Origin of the sequence: Streptomyces fradiae ATCC 10745 = DSM 40063 (assembly GCF_008704425.1) — a bacterium.
Taxonomy (GTDB): Bacteria; Actinomycetota; Actinomycetes; order Streptomycetales; family Streptomycetaceae; genus Streptomyces; species Streptomyces fradiae.
The window spans coordinates 2,471,502-2,489,534 of the sequence record NZ_CP023696.1; the positions used below are offsets into that span (position 1 = coordinate 2,471,502).

Here is an 18,033-nt window from a genome sequence, read left to right on the forward strand (position 1 = left end):
TCCGAAGCTGCGTTCTGCGTCCGACCCACTCTAGGGCCTGCGTTCCGTATCTTCCCCGGTCCGCGGGGGCCCGGCCCACGCGCGTGGGCGGGGTCCCCGCCTCGCGCGCGGGTGGTGCGCGGGGCGGGCCGGGGCCGCGCCGGGCGGCCGGTCGGGTGCGGGGCGCCGACGGTGGCCCCGCGGGCGGTCCCCCGGCGTCGCTCCGGCCGCCGCGCCGCTCCCCGGACACCGGGTCCGGTGCTCCGGTGCGCGGTGTCCCGGCATGGGGGAGGACGTCCGGGGAGGGCCTGCGGTTGCCCGGTGCGCAGATGCGATCAGGTGGGGCGCAATCCGGCGTTTCCTCCGGAGACCCCGGAATTCCAAGATCGTTTTTTGCCCTTCGGCGGGCATCGTGTCGGTGGCAGGTGGGAGGATGCATCTGCACGGCGCAGCGTGGGGCGGCAGTCCCGCGGGCGGGCCGTGCAGACCTGTACCGGACGACGTGTCCGCGCGCGGGCGGGGGGACGTGCTGGGCCTGTCCCCGCCGCTGCCGGGCGCGTCGCGCAGAAGGGACCGCTGACCGCGATGCAGATCCGGCTGACCGTCCTCGCGGCGCCGCCCGGCGGGCAGACCGCACGGCGCGCCTGCGACGTGCTCGTCACCGCCCCCGCCGGGACCGCGCTGGCCGCCGTGGCCTCGGGTGTGGCCGCCGCCGTGGCGGGCCCGGACGGTGCGGCGGGCACGGGCCCCGTCGTGCTGTACGCCGGGGGCGAACGGCTCGACCCGCAGCGCTGCGCCCTGGGCGAGCCGCCGCTCGTCGACGGGGCGGTGCTGGCGCTGCAGGTCCCGGCGGAGGGCGCGGCCGTCCCGGACGGCGCGGTCGCGCGCCTGCACGTGGTGGCGGGCCCCGACGCGGGCGGCGTCCACCTGCTGCACCCCGGCCGCGTCCGCGTGGGCCGCTCCACCGAGGCCGACGTCCCGCTGGACGACCCGGACGTCTCCCGCCTCCACTGCGAGCTGACGGTCGGCGACGACGGGCGGGTGACCGTCGCCGACCCGGGCTCGACCAACGGGACCACGCTCGACGGCCGCCCGGTCGGCCCGCGGCCCGTCCGGCTGCCCGCGGGGGCGCTGCTGCGGGTCGGGGAGTCGGCGCTGCGGCTGACGGCGGGCGCCGGCGCCTCCGCTCCGCTGCCGACGGCCCCCGACGGCGAGGGCCACGTACGCGTCGCTCGCGTGGACGCGCCGGTCTCGCCGGGGGCTCCCGGCGACGAGGGAGCCCGGTCTCCGGACGGCTCCGCCGACGAAGCCCCGGCCGCGACCGGGACGGCGGGAGCCGCCCGCGCGCCCGGGGGCCACGACGGCCCCCACGCGGGCGGCGGCCGCGACGGCTTCCCGGACGGCGGGCGCGGCACCACCGGGGCGGGCACGGGTACGGCGCCGGGGCTCCGGAGGGCCGGCGCGGCTCCGGCGCCCGAGGGCCCTGCCGGCGCCTCCGGCGGGCATGGAGCCCCCGGCGGGCATGGAGCCCCCGGCGGGCATGGAGCCCCCGGCGGGCACGGCGCCGGCCGGGACGGCTCCGGCGCCCACGCGGGCGGCCCGGCCCCGCGCCCCGGCGCGCACCTGCCGCACGCCCGGCCCGGCGGCGACGGCGCCCGTCCGGGCGGGTCCGGTCCCGCGCGCGAGGGCGGCCCGTCCGGTGCCTCCCCGGCCCCGGCGGACCCCCGGTTCGGCGCCGCCGCCGCGTACGACCGCGCCGCCCCCGGCCACGCCCCGTACGCCGAGAGCTCGGACGGCCCCGCCCCGTCCCCCGGCGGGGCCGCCCGCGACGGCGCCGCCGAGCCGCACGGCACCGCCGGGCCCGGCGCGTACGACGGGATGGCACACGACCAGGGCGGCGCCGCGGGGACGCCCGCGCGGGGCACCCGCCTGCCCGAGCCGCCCGCCCGGCGACGCGGGATAGGCGCCTGGGCGCGGCGGCTCACCGGGGCGCGCGGCGACCAGCCGGCCCCCGGCCCCGGCGGCCCGCAGGGTGCAGCCGGGGCGCCGGGCACCCCGCTGGGAGCGGGCGCCGAGGCGTGGCCCGACCCGGCCGCCGTCCTGCTGACCGCCCTCGGGCCCGGCGCGCGGCTCTGGGAGCGGACGCACGGCCACCCGGAGGCGCTCGCGGTGCGGCTGGGCACGACGGACCGGGAGGGCCTGGCGGCCGTGCCCGTCACGGTGGGACTGCGCGAGGCGGGCTCGCTGGGCCTGGCCGGACCGCGCCCCCGGCTGCTGGGCCTGGCCCGGTCGGTGGTGGCGCAGCTCGCCGCCCTGCACGCCCCGGCCGACCTGGAGGTGGTGCTGGTCTGCGCCGACCGGTCCAGGCCCCTGGAGGAGCGGCGCCGCGACTGGGGCTGGCTGGGCTGGCTGCCGCACGTGCGGCCCGCGCACGGCCAGGACTGCCGGCTGCTGCTGGCCTACGACCGCGACCAGGCCGCCGCGCGGGCGGCGGAGCTGACGCGGCGGCTGGACGACGGCCCGCTGGGCCACGGCTGGGCGGAGGCGGACCACAGGGCGGTCGCCGAGGCGGCCGAGCGGTTCCGCCGGGACCACCTGTCGGGCGCCGGCAGCGGCACGTACACGGTGGTCGTCGTGGACGGCGACCCGGGCACGGCCGAGCTGAGGGAGACCGTGGCGCGGCTGGCGGGCGCGGGCGCGGCGGCCGGGATCCACCTGGTGTGCCTGGCGGAGACGGCGCCCGCGACGGCGGTGTTCCCGGCCGCGGCGGCGTACGAGGCGGCGTGTGCGGCGGCCCCGGCGTTCCGCGAGTGCGGGGCGGTGGGCCTGCTGACGGGCGATGTGGCGTCGGCGCTGCGGGTGATGCGGACGGCGGGCGGGCACCCGGCGGGCCACGGCACGGTCGCGGCCGTCGACGCGGTGTCGCCGGCGTGGGCGGAGCGGTTCGCCCGCGCGCTGGCGCCGCTGCGCGCGGACGGGACGGAGCGGCGCGGGCGGGCCGCCGTGGCGCTGCCCCGGTCCTCGCGCCTCCTGGACGAGTTGGAGCTGGCCCGCGCGACCCCCGCGTCGCTGATGGCCCGCTGGGCGACGGCCCCGGACGGGACGGCGGTCCTCGGCGCAGGTCCGCACGGCCCGCTCAGCGTGGACCTGACGGGCCCGGACGGGCCGCATCTGCTGGTGGAGGGCCCGGCGGGCAGCGGCCGCACGGAGCTGCTGCGGTCGGTCGCCGCGTCGCTGGCCGCCTCGTCCCGGCCGGACCGGCTGGCGCTGCTGCTGGTGGACGGCGCGGGCGGGGAGCGGGGCGACGGGCTCGCCCCGTGCACGGACCTGCCGCACGCGGTGGACCATCTGGCCGCCTCCGACCCGGTGCGGATGCGGGCCTTCGCGCAGGCGCTGGGCTCCGAGCTGAAGCGGCGCGCGGAGCTGCTGGGCCGGGGCGGGTTCCCCGGCGCGTACGGCGAGGAGCCGGACCACGCGATCGCCGGCCGCCCCGCGCGCGAGGGCGACCGGCCGACACGGGAGCGCCCCGCGCGCGAGGGCGAGGGGCCCGCGTGGGATCCCGGGCGCCCCGCGCGCGAGGCGGTGCCCGGACAGCGCGGTGGCGAGCCGGGCCCGGCGGCCGGCCGCACCCCGCGGCCACGACCGGGGGCGGGCGCCGCGCCGCCCCGCCTGGTCGTGCTGGTCGACGACCTGGACGCCCTGGTCGCGCCCGCGCTCGGCAGCCCCGGCCGCCCCGCCGCGGGTTCGGTCGTACGGGCGCTGGAGGCCGTCGCCCGCGACGGTGAGCGGCTCGGGGTGCACCTCGTCGCGTCGACGGCGCACCCGGACCGTACGGCCGGCACGGAGCCGGACCGCCGGGCGCGCACGCGCGTCGTGCTGGACCCGCCGCCCGGCTCGCCGGGCCCCGACGATCCGGCGCCCGGCCGGGGGCGGCTGTGCGGCGCCGACGGGCGGGTGACGCCGTTCCAGGCGGGCCGCGTGACCGGGCGCATCCCGCGCACCGCGACGCTCCGCCCCACCGTCGTACCGCTGGAGTGGGAGCGCATGGGCGACCCTCCGGCGCGGCGCCCCGTGCGGGAGCTGGGCAACGGCCCGACGGACCTGGCGCTGCTGGCCAGCGCCCTGGACCGGGCGGCCCGCTCGGTCGGCGCGGAGCCCGTGCCACCGCTGGCCCCCGTCTCCGGCACGGCGGGATCCGTCCGGTGACGGGACGTCACGAGCCCATCACGATAGGGGAGTAGGGCCCGACGGCGGTATTGCGGGCCCCCGGTGTGCGGCGTAGACCAGAGCGAAAGGGACGACAGGGACGACGCACACGGGAGAAACGGGGCAGTGATGCGTACGACTGCGCGCAACCGCCGGACCGTCGCCGCCTTCGCGGCCATCGGGGCCCTGGCGCTCACCCTCGCCGGCTGCGGCGGCGGTTCCGAGGGCGCCTCCGCCCCGGAGGCGTCCACCGAACCCACCAGGCCGTCCGTCGCGTTACCGAGGCTGGAGGGGCAGCGGCTCCAGGTGGTCGCCGTGTGGACGGGGCCGGAGCAGGAGGCGTTCACCAAGGTCCTCAAGGAGTTCGAGAGGCGCACCGGCGCGCGCGTCTCGTACGTGCCGACCCAGGACGCGATGCTCAACTACATCGGCACGAAGATCGCGGGCGGGTCACCGCCCGACGTGGCGATGCTCCAGCAGGTCGGCGCGTTGCGGCAGGCCGTCGAACGGAAGTGGGCGAAGCCCGCCGGCGCCGACGCGAAGGCGCAGCTGGCCAGGAACTACTCGCAGGGCTGGCGGGACCTCGGCGCGGTGGACGGCACGCAGTACGGCGTGTACTTCAAGGCCGCCAACAAGTCGCTGATCTGGTACAACACCGCCGTCTTCGACAACGCCGGCGTGTCCGAGCCGAAGACGTGGAAGGAGCTGCTGGCCACCGCCGAGACGATCTCCGCGTCCGGGGTCACGCCCGTGTCGATCGGCGGCGCGGACGGGTGGACGCTCACGGACTGGTTCGAGAACGTCTACCTGTCGCAGGCCGGGCCGGAGAAGTACGACCAGCTCGCCCGGCACGGCGTCAAGTGGACCGACCCGTCGGTGACCCGCGCCCTCACCACGCTCGCCGAGCTGTTCGGCAGGCCGGAGCTGATCGCGGGAGGCGCGGCCGGGGCGCTGCAGACGGAGTTCCCGGCGTCGGTGACGCAGACGTTCACCGGCGGCGACCAGCCGAAGGCCGCGATGGTCTTCGAGGGCGACTTCGTGTCCGTCAACATCGCCCAGACCGAGGCGAAGGTCGGCACCGACGCGAAGGTGTTCCCGTTCCCGGCCGTGGGCGGCGGCGACGCGCCCGTGGTGACCGGCGGGGACGTGACGGTGGCGCTGACGGACAAGCCGGCGGCGCAGGCGCTCCTGACCTTCCTGGCGTCGCCGGACGCGGCCGCGGTCTGGGCGGCGGAGGGCGGGTTCCTCTCGCCCAACAGGTCCCTCGACCCGGCCGCGTACCCCGACGACGTGCAGCGCGGCATCGCCAAGGCGCTGCTCGACGCCGGTGACGACTTCCGCTTCGACATGTCGGACCAGATGCCGCAGTCGTTCGGCGGCACGCCCGGCAAGGGCGAGTGGAAGGCGCTCCAGGACTTCCTGAAGAACCCGAAGGACATCGCGGGGACGCAGGCGCGCCTGGAGGCGGACGCGGCCAAGGCGTACCGGAACGAGGGCTGAGCCGTGGCAGCCGCTCCCCCGCCGCCGCCTCCCCCGCCCCCGCCGCCTCCCCCCGGCGCGCCTCCGCCACCGGGCGCCGCTCCTCCGCCGGACCGGACCCCGTCCCCGGTGGTGCGGGGGCGGCCGGGGGCGGCCGGCGGGGCGGGCGCGCGGCGGTCCGCGCGCGGGGGCGCCGGCAGTGGCGGCGGCGCGCGGGGCGCGAAGGGCGCACGCCGGGGCGTGACGGGGACGCGCGGGCTGCTCGCCGCCGCGTTCCTGCTGCCCGCGCTGGTGCTGCTGGGCGCGCTCGTCGTGTACCCGATCGGATACTCCGTCCGGCGGTCGTTCCTCGACCGGGCGGGCACGGGCTTCGCCGGCCTCGACAACTACGTGGAGATCTTCACCGACGACACGATCCTGACGGCGGTGCGGAACAACGCGGTCTGGCTCGTCGCCGCCCCCGCCCTGGCGACCGCCCTCGGGCTGGTCTTCGCCGTGCTGACCGAACGCGTCCGCTGGGGCACGGCGTTCAAGCTGGTCGTCTTCATGCCGATGGCCGTCTCCATGCTGGCCGCCGGGATCATCTTCCGGCTGGTGTACGAGCAGGACCCGGAGCGGGGCGTGGCGAACGCGGTCTGGGTGGGCGTCCACGACACGTTCACCGAGTCGGCCGGGTACCCGAAGGCCCGCCCGCTGCCGGTGCACCCGCTGGAGGCGGCCGGCGGGGGCGCGTACGTGACGAAGGAGCCGGTACGGGCGGGCACCCCGGCGCTGCTGCCGCTCGTCGGCGTGGCGCCCGCCGCGATGCCCGGCGACGCCCGGCCCGCGAGGCCACCGGTGCCGGAGCCCGGCGCGGTGACCGGCACGGCGTGGCTGGACTTCACCAGGGGCGGCGGGGGCACCCCCAACACCGTCGACGCGCGCGAACCCGGCCTGAAGGGGCTGCGGATCGAGGCGGTGAAGGACGGCAGGGTCGTCGCCGCGGCGACGGCGGCGGCGGACGGCTCGTTCAGCCTGCCCGCCGCGGCGGACGGGGCGCTGCTGCGGCTGCCCGAGGCGAACTTCCGGGAGCCGTACAACGGTGTGGACTGGCTGGGCCCGACGCTGGTCACGCCCGCCGTCATCGGCAGCTACGTGTGGATGTGGGCGGGCTTCGCGATGGTCCTCATCGGGGCGGGACTCGCCGCTCTGCCGCGCGAGCTGCTGGAGGCGGCGCGGGTGGACGGCGCCGGCGAGTGGCAGGTGTTCCGCCGCGTGACGGTGCCCCTGCTCGCTCCGGTGCTGGCGGTGGTGCTGGTGACCCTGATGATCAACGTACTGAAGATCTTCGACCTGGTGTTCATCATCGCGCCCGGTTCGGTCCAGGACGACGCGAACGTCCTGGCGCTCCAGCTGTACCGGTCGTCGTTCGGCACGGACGCCCACCTGGGCGTGGGCAGCGCGATCTCGGTGCTGCTGCTGTTGCTGGTGATACCGGTGATGTTCTTCAACATCCGGCGGATACGGAGGGAGTCGCGGCGATGACGTCGTCTCGTACCGGAGCGCTCCCGCCGGATCCGCCCCCGCCGGCTCCGGGCGGGCCGCGGGCCGGGGCGCGGGGCTCCAGGGCGGGGGCGGGCGGCTCGGGGCGCTCGGGGTCGCGGGGCGGGTCGCGGGCGGGCGCGTGGGCCGCGCGGCTGGGCGGGGGCGCCGCGCGGCTGTTCCTCGTCGTGGTCGCGCTGTTCTGGCTGATGCCGACGGTGGGCCTGCTGCTGTCGTCGCTGCGGTCGCCCTCCGACATCAGCGGCAGCGGCTGGTGGACCGTGTTCACGGCGCCCGCGCAGCTGACGGTGGAGAACTACTCGGCGATCCTGCGCGACGGCACCATCACCGGCTCGCTGCTGTCCACCGTGATGATCACGGTGCCGGCGACGCTGCTGGTCGTGGTCGTCGGATCGCTCGCCGGGTACGCGTTCGCGTGGATGGAGTTCCCGGGGCGGGACTGGTGGTTCCTGGCCGTCGTGGGACTGCTGGTGGTGCCGGTCCAGGTGGCGCTGGTACCGGTGTCGAGGCTGTTCGGGGAGATCGGCGTCTTCGAGACGACCCTGGGCGTGGTCCTCTTCCACACGGCGTTCGGCCTGCCGTTCGCCATCTTCCTGCTGCGGAACTTCTTCGCGGAGATCCCCCGCGAGCTGCTGGAGGCGGCCCGGCTCGACGGGGCCGGCGAGATCCGCCTCTTCGCGCGCGTGGTGCTGCCGCTCGGCGGACCGGCCATCGCGTCGCTCGGCATCTTCCAGTTCCTGTGGGTGTGGAACGACATGCTGGTCGCCCTGATCTTCGCCGACTCGGACGCCCCGCCGATCACGGTGGCGCTCCAGCAGCAGGTCCGCCAGTTCGGCAACAACATCGACGTGCTGGCGCCGGGCGCGTTCGTGTCGATGGCGGTGCCGCTGGCGGTCTTCTTCGCGTTCCAGCGGCAGTTCGTGTCGGGCGTGATGGCGGGGGCGGTGAAGTAGCGGGCGGGACGACCCGGTGGGCTCCGGTCGCGCCGGGTCGTCTGGCGCGGTCTGCCGGCTCCGCATGGTGCGCCGGATCGCCTTGCGCGGTCCTGCCGGCTCCGCATGGTGCGCCGGACCTCGGCGGTTCCCGCGGTGGTCAGGCCCGCAGGGCCGCCACCGCCGCCGCGGCCAGGTCGTCGAGGTACCCCTCCGGCAGCCGCGCGTCCCGGACGACCACCAGCCGCCAGTACAGCGGCCCCACGACGAGGTCGAGCGCCCGGTCGGGGTCGGCGCCCTCGGCCAGCTCGCCCCGTGCGACCGCGTCCCGCACCACGCTCGCGACGACCCCGCGCTGGCCGTCGAGGAGCACCCCCCGCACCGCGTCCGTGATCTCCGGGTGCCGGGCCGCCTCCACCAGCAGGTCCGGGATGACCTGGGAGGCCACCGGGTGGCGCAGCGCGTGCGCGGCGACCTCCAGCAGGGCGCGCACGTCTCCGTACAGCGAGCCGGTCGCGGGGGCGGGCAGCCCGTCGGCGGCGAACGCGGTCAGCAGGTCGAGCACCAGCGACAGCTTGGACTTCCACCGGCGGTAGACGGCCGTCTTGCCGACGCCCGCGCGGCGCGCGATGCCCTCAATGGACATGCGCGCGAACCCGACCGCGGCCAGCTCCTCGAAGACGGCGGCGCGGATCGCTTCGGTCACGTCCGCGCGGAGCACTGCGGCCCCTGCGGGTGCGCGGCGGGGGGTACCGGGCGGGGGTGGCGTCATGCCGGGGATCATAGCGCGCCACCCGCGTCACGACGGGATGGTTGCGTTCCGGCGCACCGGCGCCCTAACCTCGCCGTAGCGACGATACGGACGCGTCCCGACGACGTGCCGTACCAGGATCCAGACCCCGGACCCCGGACCTCAGACTCCAGACTCCAGACTCCAGACGAAAGGGGGGCGCCCCCGGTGAGTCCCGTGAGCACCATCGCGCCACCACCGGCCGCGCCTCGACCACCCGCTCCCGGGACGGAGGCGGGCGCCGCCTACGAGGTCCCCGCGTACGAGGTCCCCGAGGAGGATCTGCGGGCCCTCGCCCTGCGGCACGGGCTCACCGTCAGCGGCTCCCGCCCGCAGCTCCCCCGCTATGCGCGGCAGTTGTGGGAGCGGCGCCACTTCATCACCGCGTTCGCCACCGCCCGGCTGACCGCCCAGTACAGCCAGGCGCGGCTCGGACAGCTGTGGCAGGTGGTGACGCCGCTGCTCAACGCGGCCGTGTACTACCTGATCTTCGGCGTCCTCATGGACACCAGGAAGCAGGTCCCCGACTTCGCGGCGTTCCTGGTGACGGGCGTCTTCATCTGGACGTTCACCTCCAGCACGATCACCGCCGGGACGCGGGCCGTCAGCGGCAACCTCGGGCTGGTGCGCGCCCTGCACTTCCCGCGCGCGAGCCTCCCCCTGGCACTGGCGCTCCAGCAGCTCCAGCAGCTGGCGTTCTCGCTGGCCGCGCTGCTCGCGATCCTGGTCGGCTTCGGGGCGCGGCCGGGGCCGGCCTGGCTGCTCGCCGTCCCCGCGCTGGCGCTCCAGACCCTCTTCAACGCGGGCGTCTCGCTCGTTCTGGCGCGGCTGGCGGCGCGGACGCCGGACGTGGCGCAGGTGGTGCCGTTCGTCCTGCGGACCTGGATGTACGCGTCGGGCGTCATGTGGAGCGTCCAGCACGTGCTGGCCGGGCGGGACCTGCCGGGGCTGGTGGAGCTGGCCCTGCGGTACAACCCGGCCGCGCTCTACATCGACCTGGTCCGCTTCGCGCTGATCGACAGCTTCACCGCGGCGCAGCTGCCGGCCCATGTGTGGGCCGCGGCGGCGGGCTGGGCGCTGGCCGCCTTCGCGGGCGGGTTCATCTACTTCTGGCAGGCAGAGGAGACGTACGGCCGTGGCTGAACGCGTTCCGACCGTCGTCGTCGACGGCGTCCACGTGACCTACACCGTCCAGGGGGCGGGGCCGGCCGGCCCAGCGGCCCGGCACCCCGAGGTCGGCTCGCCCGGTCCGAGCGGCCGGGCGGGCGCGGCGCTCGGCCGGCTCCTCGCGCGCGGGAGGGCCGTCCCGGCCACGCGCACGGTGCACGCCGTCAAGGGCGTCAGCTTCGCCGCGTACAAGGGCGAGGCCATCGGGCTCATCGGCAGCAACGGCTCCGGCAAGTCCACGCTCCTGAAGGCCGTCGCCGGCCTGCTGCCGCCCAGCCGGGGCCACGTCTACACGCAGGGCCAGCCCAGCCTCCTCGGCGTCAACGCCGCCCTGATGGGCGACCTGACGGGCGAGCGGAACATCGTGCTCGGCGGCCTGGCCATGGGCATGACCCGCGAGGAGGTGGCGGAGCGGTACCAGCGGATCGTGGAGTTCTCCGGCATCAACGACAAGGGCGACTTCGTGTCGCTGCCGATGCGCACGTACTCCTCCGGCATGGGCGCCCGGCTGCGGTTCTCCATCGCCGCCGCCCGCTCGCACGACGTGCTGCTCATCGACGAGGCACTGGCCACCGGCGACGCCGCGTTCCGGCGGCGCAGCCAGGAGCGGATCAACGAGCTGCGCGCCGAGGCCGGCACGGTCTTCCTCGTCAGCCACAGCAATTCGACCATCCGGGAGACCTGCGACCGGGCGATCTGGCTGGAGTCCGGCCGCGTCCTGATGGACGGCCCGTCCGACGAGGTCGTCACGGCGTACGAGCGCGCCACACGCTGACCGCCCCACCCCGTCCTCCGGCCACCGCAGACCTCACCACCCGTCACACCCGACCCTCCCGCGCACCTCACCACCCGTCACCCCGCGCCACGCCGACGCCTCACCACCCGCCACCCTGCACCCGCGCGCCCGGCACCCCAGCACCCCGGCACCCCGGCACCCCGGCACCCGTGACCTCCGCACCCGACACCCGCCTCCCGTCACCCCACCGCCGCAGACAACGGGCGTACCCTCCCAAACCGTCACTAGTGTTCGCGGGGATGACCAAGCACCGGCTCAGCCCCTCACAGACCTTCAGCCGGCGCCGGCTCCGCATCCGGGAGCGGCGCCGCCCCGAACTGCTGCCCCTCCTCGCCGTCTGGGCGGTCAGCCGCGCCGCGCTCCTGTGGCTGCTGACCCACGACACGCTCGGCATCGGCCAGGTCGGCCAGGAGGTGCACGTCCTCTACCGGCACTGGTACGAGCGGATCGCCGGCGGTGACCTGCCCGGCGACGAGACGACCTGGCAGTACCCGCCCGGCGCCGCCCTGGTGCTGCTCGCGCCCGGCGCGGTGCCCGGCCTGACGTACTTCCAGGCGTTCGTCGCGCTGGCCCTGCTCGCCGACCTCGCGGTCGTCCTCGCCCTGGCGCGGGCCGGCGGGGACGGCGCCTGGTACTGGACCGGCGGCCTGCCCCTGCTGCTCCACACCCCGCTCGCCCGCTACGACCTGCCCGTCACCGCGCTGGCCGTGGCCGCCCTCCTCGCCCTGTACGCCGGGCGGGCCCGGCTCGGCGGCGCCCTGGCGGGGCTCGGGGCGCTCGCCAAGGGCTGGCCACTGCTGACCCTGACCGGCACGGCACCGGGGCCCGGCACGCGGCGGTCCTGGTGGTCGGCGGTCGCCACCGCGCTGGGCGGGGCGGCGGCCCTGGCGGTGGCGTTCCCGCACACCCTGGACTTCCTGCGGCACCAGGGCGGCCGGGGCGTGCAGGTCGAGTCGGTCGGCGGGACCCTGCTGTCGCTGGCGCACCTGGCGGGGTGGCGGGGCCAGGTCGTCTACCGCTACGGGGCGTACGAGTTCACCGGGCCGTTCACGGACGCCGTCGCGGCCGGGTCGCTGCTGTGCACGGGGGCGGCCGTGCTGTGGCTGGTGGTGTGGCGGGTGCGCTCGCCGCACCGGTCGCGGGCCACGCCCCTGGACGCCGCGCTGGCCGCCGTCCTGCTGGTGACGGTGACGAGCCGGGTGATCAGCCCCCAGTACCTGGTGTGGCTGCTGGGGCTCGCCGCCGTGTGCCTGACGGCCCGCGACACCACGCAGCGGCCCGTCGCGCTGCTGCTCCTGCCCGCGGCGGTGCTGACCTCGTTCGCGTACCCGCTGCTGTACGGGGAGGTGCTGGCCGTCAGTCCGCTCGGCTGCCTGCTGATGCTCGCCCGCAACGGGCTGCTGGTCGCCGCCGCGCTGCTGTCGGGCCGGCTGCTGTGGGCGGAGTCGGCGCCCGGCGTGCTGCGGGTGCCGCGGAGCACGGCACGCGGCGTGGCGCGGGAGGCGGCGGCGAAGAGCGCGGCGCCGGTGCCCTGAGCGGGGGGCGCCTGAGCCGGCAGGAGGACGCCGTGAGCCGGCGGGAAGCCGCGGGACGGGCGCCGTGAGACGCGCCGGGGCGCCCACCCGCGCGGGTGGGCGCCCCGGCCACGGCCGTGCGTACGGCCGGCGGCTCAGCTGTGGGCGCGCAGCAGGGTGCGCATCGTCCGCATCGCCACCGACAGGTTCGCCAGGTCGAACGCGTCGGAGCCCTGGATCTCCTCCAGCGTCGTGCGGGCGCGGGCCAGCAGGGAGGCGTTCTTCTCCTCCCAGGCCGCGAACCGCTCCTCCGGCGTGGACGTGCCGTTCCCGGCCGACAGCACGTCGGAGGTGAGGGCCGCGTGCGCCGCGTACAGGTCCTCGCGGATCGCGGCGCGCGCCATGGACTGCCAGCGGTCGGCCCGCGGCAGCTCGATGATCCGGTCCATGAGCTGGGTGATCCGCAGCCGGTCCGCGAGGTCGTAGTACACCTCGGCGACGGCCAGCGGGTCCTTGCCCGTGCGGTCCGCGATGGCGACGATGTCCAGCGTCGGGAAGGCCGAGGAGAACCCGGCGACCCGCGCCGCCAGCTCGCCCGGCACGCCCGCCGCGGTCAGCTCGGCGACCAGGCCCTCGTACCACTCCAGGTCGGCGCCGCGCAGCATCTTCGGCAGCTCGGCCCACACGTGCTCGACGCGGTCGCCGAAGAAGTCGATCGTCTCCGCGAGCTGGAGCGGCTGCTGCCGGTTGTTGAGCAGCCAGCGCGTACCGCGCTCGACGAGCCGGCGGGAGTGCAGCCGGATGCGCGACTGGACCTCGGCCGGGACCTTGTTGTCGAGTGCCTCGACGGCGTCCCAGACGGCACCCAGGCCGAAGATCGCGCGGGCGGCGGTCTGCGCGCGGACGATCTCCGCGATCGACGCGCCGGTCTCCTCGCGGAGCCGGTGCAGGAACGTCGAGCCGCCGCTGTTGACGGTGTCGTTCACCAGGATCGTGGTGATGATCTCGCGGCGCAGCGCGTGCCCGTCGACCTGGTCGGGGAACTGCTCGCGCAGGATGGTCGGGAAGTACGTGTGGAGCAGGCTCCGCAGGTACGGGTCGTCCGGCAGGTCGGTGGCGATCAGCTCCTGCGCCACCGTGATCTTCGTGTACGCCATGAGGACGGCCAGCTCCGGCTGGCTGAGGCCCTTCCCGGCGTTCAGCAGCTCGCGGATCTGCCGGTCCCCCGGCAGGAACTCCAGGTCCCGGTCGAGGTACCCGTCGCGCTCCAGGCGGCGCAGGAACCGCTGGTGGGCGTGGAGCAGCGAGTGGGACTGGTGGACGGCGAGGGCGAGCGCCACGTTCTGCGCGTAGTTGTTGCGCAGGACCAGGCGGCCCACCTCGTCGGTCATCTCGGCGAGGATCCTGTTGCGCTGCTTGACGGTCATGTCGCCGTCGGTGACGAGCCCGTTCAGCAGGATCTTGATGTTCACCTCGTGGTCGGAGGTGTCGACGCCCGCGCTGTTGTCGATGGCGTCGGTGTTGACCTTGCCGCCGGTGCCGGCGGGGCCGCCGGCGCGGGCGAACTCGATGCGGCCGAGCTGGGTGAGGCCGAGGTTGCCGCCCTCGCCGACGACCTTGACCCGCAGGTCCTCGCCGTTGACGCGGATCGCGTCGTTGGCCTTGTCGCCGACGTCGGCGTGCGACTCGGCGGACGCCTTGACGTAGGTGCCGATGCCGCCGTTCCACAGCAGGTCGACCGGCGCCTTCAGGACGGCCTTCATCAGCTCGGCGGGGGTCAGCTTGGTGACGCCCTCGTCGATGCCGAGCGCCGCCCGCATGTGCGCGTTGACCGGGATGGACTTGGCCTGCCGCGAGTGGACGCCGCCGCCCGGCGAGAGCAGCGCGCGGTCGTAGTCGGCCCAGGAGCTGCGGGGCAGCTCGAACAGGCGGCGCCGCTCGGCGTACGAGACGGCCGCGTCCGGGTTCGGGTCGATGAAGATGTGGCGGTGGTCGAAGGCGGCGACGAGGCGGATGTGCTCGGACAGCAGCATGCCGTTGCCGAAGACGTCGCCGGACATGTCGCCGACGCCGACGACCGTGAAGTCCTGCGTCTGCGTGTCGTGGCCCAGCTCGCGGAAGTGGCGCTTGACCGACTCCCAGGCGCCGCGCGCGGTGATGCCCATGCCCTTGTGGTCGTATCCGGCGGAGCCGCCGGACGCGAAGGCGTCGCCGAGCCAGAAGCCGTAGCCGACGGCGACCTCGTTGGCGATGTCGGAGAAGGTCGCCGTGCCCTTGTCGGCGGCGACGACCAGGTAGGTGTCGTCCTCGTCGTGGCGGACCACGTCGGCGGGGGGCACGACCTCGCCGCCGACCAGGTTGTCGGTGATGTCGAGCAGCGCCGAGATGAACGTGCGGTACGAGGCGACGCCCTCGGCCAGCCACGCGTCGCGGTCCACGGACGGGTCGGGCAGCTGCTTGGCGACGAAGCCGCCCTTCGCGCCGACGGGGACGATGACGGTGTTCTTCACCATCTGCGCCTTGACCAGGCCGAGGATCTCCGTACGGAAGTCCTCCCGCCGGTCGGACCAGCGCAGGCCGCCGCGCGCGACCTTGCCGAAGCGCAGGTGGACGCCCTCGACCCGCGGCGAGTACACCCAGATCTCGAACGCGGGGCGCGGCGCCGGCAGGTCGGGGATGGCCTGCGGGTCGAACTTCATCGACACGTAGGCGTGCGGCCTGCCGTCGGCGCCCTTCTGGAAGAAGTTCGTCCGCAGGGTCGCCTTGATGACGGTGAGGAAGGAGCGCAGGATGCGGTCCTCGTCGAGGGACGCGACCTGGTCGAGGGCGCCGTCGAGCTCCTCCAGGATGCCGTCCGTCAGCTCCGTGCCGGCGCGCTGCCGCTCGGGCGCCATCCGCGCCTCGAACAGCGAGACGAGCAGGCGCGTGGTGTGGACGTTGTCGCGGAGGGTGTCCTCCATGTAGTCCTGGCTGAAGGTCGAGCCGGCCTGCCGCAGGTACTTGGCGTACGCGCGCAGCACCATCGCCTGGCGCCAGTTGAGCCCCGCGGTGAGGACGAGGGCGTTGAAGCCGTCGTTCTCGGCCTGCCCGGTCCACGTCGCGGCGAACGCCTCCTGGAACCGCTCGCGGGCGTCGTCGCCGAGGTAGTCGCCGCCGTTGCCGGTGGGCGCCGGCATGCGCAGGCCGAAGTCGTAGATCCAGGCGTGCGTGCGGTCGGCGCAGCGCAGCTCGTACGGGCGCTCGTCGACGACCTCGACGCCCAGCCGGTTGAGGACGGGCAGCACGGCGGAGAGGGAGACCTGCTCGCCCCGCTTGAAGATCTTGAAGCGGCGGTCGCCCGGCGCGGCGCCGACCGGTTCGTACAGGGAGAGCGCGAAGTCCTCGCCGCCCTGTGCGAGCTGCTCCAGCTGGAGGACGTCGGCGACGGCGGCGCGCGGCGGGTGGTCGGCCTTGTACCCCTCCGAGAAGGCGTTGCCGTAGCGGCGCATCAGGTCGGCGGCGCGCTCCTCGCCGGTCTCGGCGTTGAGGGCCTCGCTGAAGCCGTCGGCCCACGAGCGGGCCGCCTCGGCGAGGCGGTGCTCGATGCGGTCGGCGTCGTCGTCGGTGAGCGGGGTGACCGTGGTGCCCTGCGGGACGCGGACGACGAAGTGGAGGCGCGAGAGGACCGACTCGGTGTTCCAGGCGGTGAAGTCGACGCTGGTGCCGCCGAGCTCCTCCTTCAGGATGTCGGTGAGCCGCTCGCGGACCGTGGTGTTGAAGCGGTCGCGCGGCAGGTAGACCAGCGCGGAGTAGTAGCGGGCGTACTCGTCGCGGCGCAGGTAGAGGCGCAGCCGGCGGCGCTCCTGGAGGTACAGGACGCTGGTGGCGATGGCCATCAGCTGGTCGACGGGCGTCTGGAACAGCTCGTCGCGCGGGTAGGTCTCCAGGATCTGCAGCAGGTCGCGGCCGTCGTGGCTGGCGGGCGCGAAGCCGGCGGCGTCGAGGACCTCGGCGACCTTGCGGCGGATGACGGGGACGCGGCGCACGGACTCGGTGTACGCGGCGGACGAGAACAGGCCGAGGAAGCGGCGCTCACCGATGACGTTGCCGCTCGCGTCGAACTTCTTGACGCCGATGTAGTCCAGGTACGACGGGCGGTGGACGGTGGAGCGGCTGTTGGCCTTGGTGAGGATCAGCAGCTTGTGCTCGCGGGCCTTGGCGCGCGCGTCGGCCGGCAGCCGGTTGAACGACGGAGAGACGGGGTGGCCGTGGACCTCCTCGCCGCTGTGGTGCGGGTCGGAGCGCAGCACGCCGAGGCCGGTGCCGGGGACGGCGGCGAGGCCGTCGCCGTCGACCAGGTCGTACTCGCGGTAGCCGAGGAAGGTGAAGTGGTCGTCGGCGAGCCAGCGCAGCAGCTCGCGGGCCTCCTCGACCTCGCCGGGCCGCAGGTCCGCGGCGGTCGGCTCGTCGGCCAGGCCGTCGGCCAGGCGCAGCGCCGCGTCGCGCATCTTCTCCCAGTCCTCGACGGCCTCGCGGACGTCGGACAGGACGCGCAGCAGGTCTGCGGTGATCTGCTTGAGGTCGGCGCGGTCGGTCTCGCGGTCGATCTCCACGTGGATCCACGACTCGACGAGCGCGTCGTGCGGCCTGGTGCGGGCGCCGTTCTCGGAGCCGGGGCCGGAGGGGAGGACCTCGACGAGCCTGCCGGTCACGTCGCGGCGGACGACCACCTGGGGGTGCACGACGAGGTGGATGCCGCGGTTCTGCCGGGACAGCTCGTTGGTGACGGAGTCCACCAGGAACGGCATGTCGTCGGTGACGACCTCGACGACGGAGTGGCTGCACGTCCAGCCGTTCTCCTCGACGGTCGGCGTGTGCACGCGGACGCTGGCCGTGCCCTGGGGACGGTTCTCGGCCAGGCGGTAGTGCGAGAGCGCCGCGCCGTACACGTCGACGGGGTCGCGGTCCGTGAGGTCCTCGGGAGCGGTGTGCAGGTAGTAGCGCTGGAGGTACTCGAGCACCGTGCCCGCGTCGGGCCGGTCCCCGGACTCGTTCTCAGCTACCCGGGCGGCCCGTTCGAGCAGCTCGGCCTTGGCTTCGTCCAGCTTGGTCTGCATGTCCTCTGGCTCCTGTCGCGCGCCGTTGCGTGACGTAGGGGAAGGGGGTGGCAGGTCGGTCACGCTTCCAGGCGGTGTAACCGCTCGGCGTGGTCGCCATGCCCGAATGAGAGAAGCCCGGATCGCCACCGGCCGGCTTCGGCCGCTTGGCCTGGGACGGCGGGGGAACCGGGCGGGAAGGACCAGCTGCCGCCCGGGCACGAAGGCACTCCGGGCGCCGGCCGGGGGCTCCGCTGCCCCCACGGCATATAGCGCTGATCACGGGTCCAGGCTATCGCCCCTCACCCCTCGGCCGTCATGAGCCGTATGTGTACAAAAGACGACCCCGAAGTTTGACAGTGTGGACAGCGACAGACGCGCGCGATGCGCACCCGCCATCCCGCCCGGTGCCGAATCCCTCCCTTTCCGGTACGAAACCCCCATGCGGAGCAGGTACGACGGCCCTGCGGCCGTGTCCGAAACCCTCTCCCCCGCGCGCCCGCCCCCTCCCGCCTCCGGCGGCCCGCCGACGGTGCCCGGGTCGCACCGGGTC

General features: G+C 75.5%; 9 protein-coding genes. 7 read left to right on the top strand and 2 right to left on the bottom strand.

Annotated elements, in window-relative coordinates:
- The first annotated feature begins 564 nt into the window (after positions 1-564).
- The 4 genes from CP974_RS10995 to CP974_RS11010 all read left to right on the top strand — a co-directional run bounded on the left by CP974_RS10995 (position 565) and on the right by CP974_RS11010 (position 8,159).
- Positions 565-4,185 (top strand): FHA domain-containing protein, encoded by a 3,621-nt coding sequence (locus CP974_RS10995; RefSeq protein WP_085921494.1) that lies wholly within the window; start codon positions 565-567, stop codon positions 4,183-4,185.
- A gap of 129 nt (positions 4,186-4,314) precedes the next feature.
- On the top strand, positions 4,315-5,685 hold the full coding sequence (locus CP974_RS11000) for an ABC transporter substrate-binding protein (protein ID WP_031136575.1): 1,371 nt from the start codon (positions 4,315-4,317) through the stop codon (positions 5,683-5,685).
- A 108-nt stretch (positions 5,686-5,793) separates the two neighbouring features.
- Positions 5,794-7,188 carry a carbohydrate ABC transporter permease gene (locus tag CP974_RS11005; protein WP_085921495.1) on the top strand — a complete coding sequence of 465 codons (1,395 nt, stop codon included), beginning with the start codon at positions 5,794-5,796 and terminating at the stop codon, positions 7,186-7,188.
- Entirely contained in the window at positions 7,185-8,159 is a 975-nt protein-coding gene (locus CP974_RS11010; protein ID WP_223844667.1) for a carbohydrate ABC transporter permease, read from the top strand. Before CP974_RS11005 ends, CP974_RS11010 begins: the two co-directional genes overlap by 4 nt.
- 139 nt (positions 8,160-8,298) lie before the next feature.
- Here the strand turns inward: CP974_RS11010 and CP974_RS11015 are convergent, their stop codons facing one another.
- On the bottom strand, positions 8,299-8,922 hold the full coding sequence (locus CP974_RS11015; RefSeq protein WP_031132864.1) for a TetR/AcrR family transcriptional regulator: 624 nt from the start codon (positions 8,920-8,922) through the stop codon (positions 8,299-8,301).
- A 192-nt stretch (positions 8,923-9,114) separates the two neighbouring features.
- Between CP974_RS11015 and CP974_RS11020 the strand changes: the two genes are divergently transcribed.
- From CP974_RS11020 to CP974_RS11030, 3 genes are all read left to right on the top strand, one after another.
- On the top strand, positions 9,115-10,071 hold the full coding sequence (locus CP974_RS11020) for an ABC transporter permease (RefSeq protein WP_085921256.1): 957 nt from the start codon (positions 9,115-9,117) through the stop codon (positions 10,069-10,071).
- Entirely contained in the window at positions 10,064-10,870 is an 807-nt protein-coding gene (locus CP974_RS11025; RefSeq protein WP_031132868.1) for an ABC transporter ATP-binding protein, read from the top strand. The genes CP974_RS11020 and CP974_RS11025 overlap by 8 nt, the downstream gene beginning before the upstream one ends.
- 260 nt (positions 10,871-11,130) lie before the next feature.
- The gene (locus tag CP974_RS11030; RefSeq protein WP_085921254.1) at positions 11,131-12,426 is read left to right on the top strand and encodes a glycosyltransferase 87 family protein; all 1,296 of its coding nucleotides are present in this window, start codon (positions 11,131-11,133) and stop codon (positions 12,424-12,426) included.
- Between the two features lie 134 nt (positions 12,427-12,560).
- Here CP974_RS11030 and CP974_RS11035 read toward each other — a convergent pair whose 3' ends face one another.
- Complete coding sequence (locus CP974_RS11035; RefSeq protein ID WP_031132871.1) at positions 12,561-17,501, bottom strand: NAD-glutamate dehydrogenase; 4,941 nt, start codon at positions 17,499-17,501, stop codon at positions 12,561-12,563.
- Positions 17,502-18,033 lie beyond the last annotated feature (532 nt).

What these genes read in the sequence shown, in the direction of transcription:
- CP974_RS11000 (WP_031136575.1), top strand. Translation starts at nt 4,315, where the DNA reads ATGCGTACGACTGCGCGCAACCGCCGGACCGTCGCCGCCTTCGCGGCC.
- CP974_RS10995 (WP_085921494.1), top strand. Translation starts at nt 565, where the DNA reads ATGCAGATCCGGCTGACCGTCCTCGCGGCGCCGCCCGGCGGGCAGACC.
- CP974_RS11030 (WP_085921254.1), top strand. Translation starts at nt 11,131, where the DNA reads ATGACCAAGCACCGGCTCAGCCCCTCACAGACCTTCAGCCGGCGCCGG.
- CP974_RS11035 (WP_031132871.1), bottom strand. Translation starts at nt 17,501, where the DNA reads ATGCAGACCAAGCTGGACGAAGCCAAGGCCGAGCTGCTCGAACGGGCC.
- CP974_RS11010 (WP_223844667.1), top strand. Translation starts at nt 7,185, where the DNA reads ATGACGTCGTCTCGTACCGGAGCGCTCCCGCCGGATCCGCCCCCGCCG.
- CP974_RS11015 (WP_031132864.1), bottom strand. Translation starts at nt 8,922, where the DNA reads ATGATCCCCGGCATGACGCCACCCCCGCCCGGTACCCCCCGCCGCGCA.